The organism is Serratia sp. 22278, assembly GCF_052045405.1.
GTDB lineage: Bacteria > Pseudomonadota > Gammaproteobacteria > Enterobacterales > Enterobacteriaceae > Serratia > Serratia marcescens.
The window spans coordinates 78,850-90,852 of the sequence record NZ_JBQEOW010000008.1 but is presented as its reverse complement, the minus strand read 5'-3'; the positions used below and the strand labels follow the sequence as shown (position 1 = coordinate 90,852).

The 12,003-nt window shown below is 62.3% G+C and carries 7 protein-coding genes; 2 read left to right on the top strand and 5 right to left on the bottom strand.

Annotated elements, in window-relative coordinates:
• Positions 1–125: 125 nt before the first annotated feature.
• The 4 genes from glrR to purL all read right to left on the bottom strand — a co-directional run bounded on the left by glrR (position 126) and on the right by purL (position 8,553).
• The gene (glrR, locus tag ACTJJ6_RS15965) at positions 126–1,466 is read right to left on the bottom strand and encodes a two-component system response regulator GlrR (RefSeq protein WP_004941361.1); all 1,341 of its coding nucleotides are present in this window, start codon (positions 1,464–1,466) and stop codon (positions 126–128) included.
• Complete coding sequence (gene qseG / locus ACTJJ6_RS15960; protein ID WP_176062769.1) at positions 1,463–2,335, bottom strand: two-component system QseEF-associated lipoprotein QseG; 873 nt, start codon at positions 2,333–2,335, stop codon at positions 1,463–1,465. The genes glrR and qseG overlap by 4 nt, the downstream gene beginning before the upstream one ends.
• Before the next feature lie 3 nt (positions 2,336–2,338).
• On the bottom strand, positions 2,339–3,775 hold the full coding sequence (locus tag ACTJJ6_RS15955) for a sensor histidine kinase (protein WP_004941357.1): 1,437 nt from the start codon (positions 3,773–3,775) through the stop codon (positions 2,339–2,341).
• Positions 3,776–4,662: 887 nt separating this feature from the next.
• Positions 4,663–8,553, bottom strand: a complete 3,891-nt coding sequence (gene purL / locus ACTJJ6_RS15950) for a phosphoribosylformylglycinamidine synthase (RefSeq protein ID WP_440803417.1) — start codon at positions 8,551–8,553, stop codon at positions 4,663–4,665.
• Between the two features lie 278 nt (positions 8,554–8,831).
• On the opposite strand from purL, the gene mltF reads away from it, so the two are divergent.
• The gene (gene mltF / locus ACTJJ6_RS15945) at positions 8,832–10,292 is read left to right on the top strand and encodes a membrane-bound lytic murein transglycosylase MltF (RefSeq protein WP_004941352.1); all 1,461 of its coding nucleotides are present in this window, start codon (positions 8,832–8,834) and stop codon (positions 10,290–10,292) included.
• Here mltF and tadA read toward each other — a convergent pair whose 3' ends face one another.
• Positions 10,293–10,799 (bottom strand): tRNA adenosine(34) deaminase TadA, encoded by a 507-nt coding sequence (gene tadA / locus ACTJJ6_RS15940; protein WP_015378796.1) that lies wholly within the window; start codon positions 10,797–10,799, stop codon positions 10,293–10,295.
• A gap of 117 nt (positions 10,800–10,916) precedes the next feature.
• Between tadA and ACTJJ6_RS15935 the strand changes: the two genes are divergently transcribed.
• The gene (locus ACTJJ6_RS15935; RefSeq protein ID WP_197759160.1) at positions 10,917–11,969 is read left to right on the top strand and encodes a DUF2157 domain-containing protein; all 1,053 of its coding nucleotides are present in this window, start codon (positions 10,917–10,919) and stop codon (positions 11,967–11,969) included.
• Positions 11,970–12,003: the final 34 nt, after the last annotated feature.

Here is a 12,003-nt window from a genome sequence, read left to right as displayed (position 1 = left end):
TACGATCCCGCTTAATACGTTCCATGGTGCTCTACGCCGGGGCGCGCCGCGGCAAAGAGAACGGAGTGTAAATCATTCCGCCGGATTTGTTGAGAACCTGCGTGGCAGGCGCCGGCGGGAAACTGTCATTCTTTAAAATCGTTGGCGTCCAGCTCGTGGCGCGACAGCAATTTGTAAAACTCGGTGCGGTTGCGGCCCGCCATGCGCGCGGCCTGGGTCACGTTGCCCTTGGTGATCTGCAGCAGCTTGCGCAGGTAATGCAACTCGAACTGGTTGCGCGCTTCGGCGAAAGTCGGCAGTGCGGTGTTTTCCCCTTCCAGCGCCTGCTCCACCAACGCTTCGCTAATCACCGGCGCCGAGGTCAGCGCCACGCACTGCTCGATGACGTTGACCAGCTGACGCACGTTGCCCGGCCAACTGGCGGTCATCAGCCGCTTCATGGCGTCGGTCGAGAAGCTGCGCACGAACGGCTTGTGCCGCTGCGCCGCTTCGCGCAACAGGTGATTGGCCAGCAGCGGGATATCTTCGGCGCGCTCGTTGAGCGCCGGGATCTTCAGGTTCACCACGTTGAGGCGGTAGTAGAGATCCTCGCGAAACTCGTTCTTCGCCATCGCCTTTTGCAGATCGCGGTGGGTAGCGGAGATGATGCGCACGTCAATGTCCAGATCGCGATTGCTGCCGAGCGGCCGCACCTTGCGTTCCTGCAGCACGCGCAGCAGCTTCACCTGCAGCGACAGCGGCATATCGCCGATCTCGTCGAGGAACAGCGTGCCGCCCGCCGCCGCCTGGAACAGCCCTTCGCGGCTGCTGACCGCGCCGGTGAAGGCGCCCTTGGCGTGGCCGAACAGTTCGGACTCCAGCAGTTGCTCCGGCAGCGCGCCGCAGTTGATGGCGATGAACGCCTTACTGGCGCGCGGGCTGGCCGCGTGGATCGCCTGCGCCACCACCTCTTTACCGGTGCCGCTCTGGCCGTTGATCAACACGCTGACGTCTGACTGGGCCACCATTTTCACCTGCTCCAGCAGGCGCAGCATCAACGGGCTGCGGGTAACGATGTCTTCCCGCCAGGCATCGTCGCCGGCCGGGCTGGCCGACAGCGCGAGCGCCTCGTCGATGGCCTTGTACAGCGCATCGCGATCCACCGGTTTGGTGAGAAAGCTGAACACCCCCTGCTGGGTGGCGGCCACCGCATCGGGAATCGAACCGTGCGCGGTGAGAATGATCACCGGCATGCCCGGCTGATGTTTTTGGATCTCGGCGAACAGCGCCATGCCGTCCATCTCATCCATGCGCAGATCGCTGATCACCAGATCGATCTGTTCGCGCGCCAGCAGGCGCAGCGCTTCCTGGCCGCTTTCGGCGGTGGTGACGTGAAAACCTTCGCTGGTCAGGCGCATGCCCAGCAGCTTCAGCAGGCTGGGATCGTCGTCAACCAATAACAGGTTGGCCGGTTTGCGTGCGGTCATTGCGCGTGGGACTCCTTATTGGCGGGGTGCGGCGTATAGGTGTCTTCCGGTTCAACCGGCAGCGCAGTGCCCTTTTCCGGTTCGTCCTGCGGCTCAGCCCCTTTGGCGGCCGCGCCGTTTTTACCGGCGGCGTCGCCCTTTTGCGAGCCCGCGCCGCTGTCCGGTATTTCCCCTTGCAACTGCTTGCGCGATGAGAGCTGGCGCTCGATGTCGGTCAGGTTTTCCAGCTTGCGCGAGGTGTCCTGCAGCTGCGATTGCAAGCGCGCCTGGCTCTGGCGCAGCGAATCGATCTGGCTGTCGCTGCTCTCCTGCAGATGCTGATAACGCGCTTTCTCATCGAACAGCGTGATCTGCAGCATCTGCTGCTGGCGCCACAGCTGCGTCAGTGGACGCAGCGAGCCTGGGAACTCCATCCGGTAACTGTTGATCCTGTCGATCATCTGGCGGCGTTCGCCGGAGGTCGGCTGTGCGCTCCCCAGCAGGATGCTCTGTTTGAAAACGCCGGACCAGCTGTCGCCAGGCACCGTTTTCGCCAGCGCGCGCGCCTGGGTTGAGCCGATGCGATCGGCGCAGTCCATCGCACGCAGCCAGTAGAGCGCGTTATCCAGCGCGTCCTTGTCGTCCAACTGCCACAGGGTATCGCAAGCCGCGGTACGGTAATCGATCACCTTGGTATCCGGGATCGCCTCTTGCTGCTGAGCGCTCAGGCCGCCGCTGACCGCGCGATCGACGCAGCCCGCCAGCAACAGCGGCATAAAGAAAACGGCGCCCAACCAGCTGATCGGGCGTTTGCCGAGCGGCGCTCTGTGCACGGCACGCGGTGAACGTTCGGTCTGTGAAAGACGAAGGCGCTTAGACCATGTGTACATTATTTATTCATTCTCGGCGGTTAACGGCAGTTCAATGCGGAAGCAGACGTCTGCACCGGCGACCGTCGCCAGTTGCAGCTCACCGCGCATGCGACGGATACAGTCCTGAGCGATGCTCAACCCCAGTCCGCTTCCTTTTACCGCCCCTTTTCGCTGGTGACTACCCTGGAAAAAAGGCTCGAAAATCATGGCTCTTTCAGCCTCGGGGATCGGCGTGCCGGTATTGGCGACGTCGATTTGCACCCGTTGTCCAACCTGACGGCTGCGGATCCAAATGTTACCGGATTCCTTGCCGTAGTGCACCGCATTGGAGTAGAGATTATCCAGCACGCGCATTAATAGCGTAGGCTCTGCCCAGCAGATTTCCGCCTCCAGCGCGATTTCGGTGGAAATCATCTTCGCCCGCGCCGGCAAACTGTGCGCGGCGACCACCAAATCGACCATCTCGCGCAGCTCGACGTTCTCGTGTTCCGCCGGGCCATCGGCCAGTTTGCGGTTATAATCCAGCAGCTGTTCAATCAGCTGCTGCAGGTGGCGACTGCTGTTGTCGAGGATCGCCACCACCTCTTTCTGATCGGAAGTCAGCGGCCCCGCCACCTCGTCGGCCAGCAGCTCGGTGCCTTCGCGCATGCTGGCCAGCGGCGTTTTCAACTCGTGCGAGATATGGCGCAAAAATTCGTGGCGCTGCGATTCCAGCCACGCCAACCGCTCGCTCAGCCAAATGATGCGCTGCGCCAGCGAACGCAGCTCGCGCGGCCCTTTGAACGATGCGGTGCTGCCCAGCGCACGCCCCTCCCCCAGGCGGTTGATCATCCGTTCCACGGCCTTGACCGGCCCGATGATCATGCGGGTAAACAGCACCACCAGCAGCACGCTAACCAGGAACAACAGCAACGCCTGCCAGCCGAAGAACTGGCCGCGCTCGGCGATGGCTTGCTGCAGCTGCTGGCCGCGCGAGAACACCACCGCACGCGTGGCCTGCACCATTTCGGCGTTGGAACGAGAGAACGATTCGAGCAAGGCCGAAGCCTCTTGGTCCGGTCCGCTGTTATGGCATTTGATCGCCGCCAGCTGGGTCAGCAACTGACGCAGCGTTTGGTAGTAGCGCTCGTCCGGCAGAATCGGCGCATGGGCGTCCAGCATCTGCGAATACTGTTTGCGCTGGTTCTGGTACAGCTTCTGCAGCGTAGGATCGACCAGCACGCAGTACTGACGATAGCTGCGCTCCATCTCCAGCGCCACGCTGGTCATCGCCTCGCTGCGCCGCGCGTCCACCAGCGTGGTGCGGTTAATGTCCGCCGCCTGCGCGCTGAGGTGATCCAGGCTCTGGTAGGCTTGATAGGCCAGCACCAACAGCGGCAGCAGCACCAACAGGAAGGCCAGCAGCACCAATTGCCGCAGCGAACGGGGGAATAAACGCCATTTTTTCAACGAAATCATCTCATTCTCTCAGCTCTGTCACGATGCTAACTGACTCGCCGGAAAGAGAAAAGCCCGGCAGGGGAGAATCCTGAACGCACAAGGAAAAAGCGGCAGAATCGGCGAACCGCGCCCATAGGCCTGGCCTGCCGACGGCATGCGGCCCCGGTAACATCAACCGGTGCGAAAACGAGCGTGTGGGGATAGCGTCTGCGTTCGAGGACATAGGCAACGAAAGGGGCATAAGCGCAGCGTTGAGAATTGACATCGGGGCAAGAAACTTGCCCCAACGCAAGGAAAGTGTGGATGCCCTTAAACCTCGTCCCCAGGGTGATGTAGCACAGCGGCTGGCATCGAACAGGACGAATAGCATCCGTAAGTATCCAGGATTGATGAACCCTTCATCACAGTTGGATACAGGCGGTGCCTCACTCCACGTGTCGCCCGATGCTTGATAAAGCCGCTTGCACGGTCTGTTATCGGTTTGGTTGGACGATAGGCACCATTTCTTTGGCATCATTCGGAGGCTTATGAGGCGATTTGCCGTCTAATTACGGCGCCGTCATAAAAAGGTGAATGAGCAGCCGCCGAGAATAATGCACGTAGCGTGCCAATTTTGCAATAAAAATCATAACACATTGATTTTGTTTGAAAATAAAACAAAGCAAGCAAATTCCATCGTCCATTACGCGGTGATGAATGATGAAAAAAACGCCGTGCTGTCGCCAAATGCAGACAACTAAAGTCAAACCTGATTACCGCCAATAAAATCAAACAGTTAAATGTCTCCATTTAGCGACACGAAAAATAGCGCCTGTCGCAAAATGCAGACACTGCCGCCAGACGGCGAACGCCGGCCATAAAAAAGGGCGCAATTGCTTGCGCCCTCTGTACGGTGGTGGCCGTTTTTAACCCAGTTGCTTACGGGCGTTGCGGAACATGCGCATCCACGGGCTGTCCTCGCCCCACTCTTCCGGGTGCCAGGAGTTGCTGACGGTGCGGAACACGCGTTCCGGGTGCGGCATCATCACCGTGGCGCGCCCGTTGGCGCTGGTCACGGCGGTAATGCCGTTCGGCGAACCGTTCGGGTTAGCCGGGTAAGCCTCCGTGACCTGACCGGCGTTGTTGACGAAACGCAGCGCCACCAGGCCATGGCTTTCCAGCGCCGCCAGATGCGCCGCATCGCGCACTTCGACGTGCCCTTCACCGTGGGAAACGGCGATCGGCATGCGCGAACCGGTCATACCTTGCATGAACAGCGACGGGCTGGCCGCCACTTCCACCAGGCTGAAGCGCGCCTCGAAGCGATCCGACAGGTTACGCACGAAGCGCGGCCAGTGTTCGGCGCCCGGGATCAGCTCGCGCAGGTTGGACATCATCTGGCAACCGTTGCATACGCCCAGCGCCAGCGTCTGCGGACGGTGGAAGAACGCTTCAAACTCGTCGCGCACCCGCTCGTTGAACAGGATAGATTTCGCCCAGCCTTCGCCGGCGCCCAGAACGTCGCCGTAAGAGAAGCCGCCGCAGGCCACCAGCGTGTGGAAGTCCTGCAGATCGCGGCGCCCGGCCAGCAGATCGCTCATGTGCACGTCCACCGCGTCAAAGCCGGCGCGGTGGAACGCCGCCGCCATTTCAACGTGGGAGTTCACCCCCTGCTCGCGCAGCACCGCCACTTTCGGGCGAGCGCCCTTGGCGATGTACGGCGCGGCGATGTCTTCCTGCGGCGCAAAGGTCAGTTTCACGTTCAGGCCGGGATCTTGTTCATCCTGCTTGGCCTGATGTTCCTGATCGGCGCACGCCGGGTTGTCGCGCAGACGCTGCATCTGCCAGGTGGTTTCCGCCCACCAGGTGCGCAGCGTATTGCGGCTTTCGCTGTACAGCGCCTTGCCGTGTTGGTTGATGACGAAACGATCGCCGGCCTGCGCGCTGCCGATGTGATGCACGTTGTCGGTCAGCCCGTGCTGCGCGAACGCCCGCTTCACGTCGTCAAGACGTTCGGCGCTCACCTGGATCACCGCGCCCAACTCTTCGTTGAACAGCACCGCCAGCGCATCGTCGCCGAGGCCATCGAGGTTAACCTCTACGCCGCAGTGACCGGCGAAGGCCATCTCCGCCAGCGTCACCAGCAGGCCGCCGTCGGCGCGATCGTGGTAAGCCAGCAGGGCGCGATCGGCCACCAACTGCTGCATGGCGTTGAAGAAGCCCGCCAGCTGCGCGACGTTGCGCACGTCGGCCGGTTTATCGCCCAGTTGGCGATAAACCTGCGCCAGCGCGGTGGCGCCCAGCGCGTTATGCCCGTTGCCCAGGTCGATCAACAGCAGCGCGCTGTCGCCCTTATCGGTGCGCAATTGCGGCGTCACGGTATGGCGCACGTCTTCCACACGGGCAAAGGCGGTGATAACCAGCGACAGCGGCGAGGTCATTTCACGTTGCTCATTGCCTTCCTGCCAGCGGGTTTTCATCGACATGGAGTCTTTACCCACCGGAATGGTGATGCCCAGCGCCGGGCACAGTTCTTCACCCACCGCTTTTACCGCCTCGTACAGGCCGGCGTCTTCACCCGGGTGGCCTGCGGCGGCCATCCAGTTGGCGGACAGCTTCACGCGCTTCAGGCTGCCGATTTCCGTGGCGGCCAGGTTGGTCAGCGCTTCCCCGACCGCCAGGCGGCCGGAAGCGGCGAAGTCCAGCAGCGCCACCGGCGCGCGTTCGCCGAGCGACATCGCCTCGCCGTAATAACTGTCCAGGCTGGCGGTGGTGACCGCGCAGTCGGCCACCGGGATCTGCCACGGGCCGACCATTTGGTCGCGCGCCACCATGCCGGTGACGGTGCGGTCGCCGATGGTGATCAGGAAGGTTTTCTCCGCGACGGCCGGCAGATGCAGCACGCGCTTCACCGCGTCGGCCAGCGTGATGTTCTCACGCTGCACCGCCTGGCCCTGCGCCTGCAGACGGGTCACGTCGCGGGTCATCTTCGGCGTTTTGCCGAGCAGCACGTCCAGCGGCATGTCGATCGGTTGGTTGTCGAAGTGGCGGTCGTTCAGCGTCAGGTGCTGTTCTTCGGTCGCTTCGCCGATCACCGCGTAAGGCGCGCGCTCGCGGCGGCAGATCTCATCGAACTGCGCCATCTGCGCCGGGGCGATCGCCATCACGTAACGTTCCTGCGATTCGTTGCACCACACTTCCAGCGGGCTCATGCCCGGCTCGTCGTTGAGGATGTCGCGCAGCTCGAAGCGGCCGCCGCGGCCGCCGTCGCTCACCAGTTCCGGCATGGCGTTGGACAGGCCGCCGGCGCCGACGTCATGGATAAACAGGATCGGGTTCTGGTCGCCCAGCTGCCAGCAGCGGTCGATCACTTCCTGACAGCGGCGTTCCATTTCCGGGTTGTCGCGCTGCACCGACGCGAAGTCCAGATCGGCATCGGACTGGCCTGACGCCATCGATGACGCCGCGCCGCCGCCCAGGCCGATATTCATCGCCGGGCCGCCCAGCACCACCAGCTTGGCGCCGACGGTGATTTCCCCTTTCTGGACGTGATCGGCACGGATGTTACCGATGCCGCCCGCCAGCATGATCGGTTTGTGGTAGCCGCGCAGCTCGACGCCGTTATGGCTGTTGACGCGCTCTTCATAGGTGCGGAAGTAGCCCAGCAGCGCCGGACGACCGAATTCGTTGTTGAACGCAGCGCCGCCCAGCGGGCCTTCGGTCATGATATCCAGCGCGGTGACGATGCGTTCCGGTTTGCCGAAGTCCTGCTCCCACGGCTGTTCAAAGCCGGGAATACGCAGGTTGGACACCGAGAAGCCCACCAGGCCGGCCTTCGGCTTGGCGCCGCGGCCGGTGGCGCCCTCGTCGCGGATCTCGCCGCCGGAGCCGGTCGCGGCGCCCGGCCACGGCGAGATCGCCGTCGGGTGGTTGTGAGTTTCCACCTTCATCAGGATGTGCGCGTCTTCCTGATGGTAATCGTACGTGCCGTTGTCCGGCGCGGCGAAGAAGCGGCCGACCTGCGAGCCTTCCATCACGGCGGCGTTGTCTTTATACGCCGACAGCACGTAGTCCGGCGTCTGCTCATAGGTGTTCTTGATCATTTTGAACAGCGATTTAGGCTGCTGTTCGCCGTCGATGATCCAGTCGGCGTTGAAAATCTTGTGGCGGCAATGCTCGGAGTTGGCCTGCGCGAACATATAGAGTTCGATATCCGTCGGGTTGCGCCCCAAACCGGTAAAGGCATTCAGCAGGTAGTCGATCTCGTCCTGCGCCAGCGCCAGGCCGAGCCGGACGTTGGCCTGCTCCAGCGCAGCGCGCCCTGCGCCCAGCACGTCGACCGACTGATACGGCGCCGGCTGATGGTGCGCGAACAGCTGTTCGGCCTGTTGCAGCTCGCTGAAGACGGTTTCCATCATGCGATCGTGCAACAGCGCGGTGAGTTGGCGCCATTGGGTTTCCGTCAGCTCGGGCGCCTTGACGTAGAACGCCAGGCCGCGCTCCAACCGCAGCACCTGCTGCAAACCGCAGTTGTGGGCGATGTCGGTGGCTTTGGAAGACCAGGGAGAAATGGTGCCCGGGCGCGGCGTAACCAGCAGCAGCCGGCCTTCGGGAGCGTGTTCGGCGAGAGAAGGACCGTACTTGAGCAGACGCTGAAGCTTGACGTGTTCTTCGGCACTTAGCGGTGCGCTGACATCGGCAAAGTGGACGTACTCGGCGTAGATATCACTGACGGGCAGGTGAGCGTCCTGGCAGCGGGACAGCAGTTTGGTAATGCGAAAAGCCGATAAAGCGGGCGAACCACGCAGAATTTCCATAATCAAAGTTCTCTCGTCTTCGAAGCGACGGATAAGACGCTTCATTGGGCGCAACAGGGGAAAACGCGCGTCATTATAGAGAATCCTCGCCGCCGACGAAACCGTTTGCGTAGGGATTATTGATAAAAGCATGCCGCACCGTCGAATTGTCATAACGTGTCAATAAAGTTGCACACTGGCGTTTTGTTGCGCAAAATGCCCCCCGCACTGGTGATTTAACCATGAGAAAAGTCGCGGTTGTCGTCGCCGGTGTACCTGTGCCACCACTGGATAACTATTTGAAACGTCTTAAAATAAACTACATCCTCATCGGCGTTGTCACCCTGCTTCTGGCTCTCGCGCTGTGGCCCAATATCACCTGGCGCAGCGGCCAGGGCGGGCAACTCCAGGAGATCATTTCCCGCGGCGAGTTGCGCATCAGCACGCTGAATTCACCGCTGACCTATTTCAACACCAAGCAAGGGCCGGGTGGGCTCGACTACGAACTGGCCAAGCGCTTCGCCAACTACCTCGGGGTGAAGCTGGTGGTGATCCCCCATCAGAACATCAATGACCTGTTCGACGATCTGGACGACGACGACGCCGACCTGCTGGCGGCGGGCCTTATCTACAACCAGGAACGCCTCAGCCGTGCGCGCACCGGCCCGGCCTACTATTCTGTTTCCCAACAGCTGGTGTACCGGCTGGGCACCCCGCGGCCGAAAAGCTTCGCCGACATCAAAGGCAAGCTGGCGGTCGCCTCCGGTTCCGCGCACGTCAGCACGCTAAAACAGCTCAAGCAGGATAAATACCCGGATCTCGCCTGGGAGTCCTCCAGCGATCTCACCTCCAAAGAGCTGCTGGAACGGGTGGCCGACGGCAAGCTGGACTACACCCTCGGCGATTCGGTGACCATCGCGCTGCTGCAGCGCATCCATCCGCAGCTGGCGGTGGCGTTCGACGTCACCGACGAAGAGCCGGTCACCTGGTATCTGAAACGCGACGGCGACGACAGTCTGTACGCGGCGATGCTGGATTTCTACAGCCAGATGGTGGACGACGGCACCCTGGCGCGGCTGGAAGAGAAGTACCTCGGCCACGTCGGCAGCTTCGACTATGTGGACACCAAAACCTTCCTGTCGGCCATCGACTCGGTGCTGCCCAACTTCCGCCCGCTGTTCGAGAAGCACGCCAACGAGATCGACTGGAAGCTGCTGGCGGCCATCGCCTATCAGGAATCGCACTGGAATCCGCAGGCCACCTCCCCCACCGGCGTGCGCGGCCTGATGATGCTGACCCGCGCCACCGCCGACGGCCTGGGGGTCAACGACCGCCTCGATCCGGAAGAGAGCATTCAGGGCGGCGCGCTCTACCTGCAGCGGCTGATGGCCAAGGTGCCGGACAGCGTGCCGGAAGACGAGCGTATCTGGTTCTCGCTGGCGGCCTACAACATGGGCTGGGGCCACATGCTGGACGCGCGCAAGCTGACCAAGACGCAAAAAGGCAACCCGGACAGCTGGGTCGACGTCAAACAACGCCTGCCGATGCTCAGCCAAAAGCGCTACTACCCGCAGTTGACCTACGGCTATGCGCGCGGGCGTGAAGCCTACAACTATGTAGAAAATATCCGCCGCTATCAGGTCAGCCTGGTGGGCTATCTGCAGGAAAAAGAGAGAAAGGCGGCGCAAGCGGCCGCCGAGCAGGAGGCGTTGGGGAAAGGCTATCCGACGGTGATGCCGGAACTGGCGCTCAACTACTGATTATTCCGGCTTATCCGCCGCCCGCTGCGCCAGCCTGAGCGCTTTTTTTTGTTCGCGGCGCAGGCGGAAGAAATTGCTCAGGGTGGCGGCGCATTCGTCCGCCAGCACGCCCGAGACGATCTCCACCTGATGGTTCATGCCCGGATGGCGCAGAATGTCCACCAGCGAACCGGCCGCGCCGGTTTTCTCGTCGGCGGCGCCATACACCAACCGGCGGATACGGCTGTGCACCATCGCGCCGGCGCACATCACGCAGGGCTCCAGCGTGACGTACAGCGTGGCGTTCAACAAGCGGTAGTTTTGCAGCACCGCGCCGCCCTGGCGCAGCGCCATGATCTCGGCGTGCGCGGTAGGATCGTGTCGGCCGATCGGGCGGTTCCAGCCCTCGCCGATGACCTGATTGTCCAGCACCAGCAGCGCACCCACCGGCACCTCGCCCTCTTCCTGCGCGCGCAGGGCCAGCTGCAATGCCTGACGCATCCAGTACTCATCGTTATATTCAGTCATCGCATAATTCCTCGTGCGCTTTTGCGGCGGGCATTATACACACTAGCCTCCCTTTGTCGTAGCCGCCCGCCAATGGCTATACTGGCCGAATCAGCATGTGATTCAGGGACAAGAAGCATGAAACTCAGTAAAAAGAACGCCGTCGTGGTGCGCAAGGCGCTGGACGGCTGGGTTGGGGAAGGCGCCATGACGCCCGAACAACGGCAGCAGTTGCTGCTGCATGTGGACGTACAACCTTTCGACTGGCGGCGGCTGGCGCGCTATGCGTTTCTCGCCGCGCTGGCCTCGCTGCTGATCGCCGTCACCAGCCTGTTCGCCGACAGCGCACTGCTTGAATGGCTGAGCGAACTGTTCCGCTTCGACGCGCCGGTACGCATGGCGATCGCCGGGGTGTTGGCAGCACTGGCCTACGTCTGGGCGCTGCGCCGCCGCCAACGGCACCCGGAAAAACGTTACGGCAACGAGGCGGCATTGTTTGTCGCCGTGTTGCTTACCGCCTGCGCCTTATGGCAACTGGGCGTCTGGCTGGATAACGGCAGCGGCCGGGTTTCCATGCTGCTGCTGGTCGCCGCGCTGCTGTACGGCGCTATCGGCTGGTTCAGCCGCTCCGGGCTGGTGTGGTGGTTCGCCCTGCTGTCGCTCGGCAATGCCTTCGGCGCAGAGACCGGCTACCTGTCCGGCTGGGGCGCCTACTGGCTCGGCATGAGCTACCCGATTCGCTTTATCGCCTTCGGCGCGGTGCTGATCGCCGCCGCATTGCTGCTGCGGCCGCTATTGGCGCAGCGCGGCCTGCAGCGGGTGTCGCTGGCGATGGGCCTGCTGTACCTGTTCATCGCGCTGTGGCTGCTGTCCATCTTCGGCAACTACGGCGATCTCGACAGCTGGTACCGCGCGCGCCAGATTGAGCTGTTCCACTGGAGCCTGCTGTTCGGGCTGGCCGCCTTCGCCGCCATCTGGCTGGGGTTGAAGCATGACGACGCCATGCTGCGCGGTTTCGGGCTGACCTTCCTCGGCATCAACCTGTACACCCGCCTGTTCGAGTTTTTCTGGGACAGCATGCCGAAGACGATTTTCTTCGCGCTGCTCGGCCTGAGCCTGTGGGCGCTGGGGCATTATGCGGAGAAGATTTGGCAGCTCGGACGCAAACCGCACGACGTAACCGACGACTGATCGCGGCAGCGGTAACAGCAAAGGGCGGAATTCT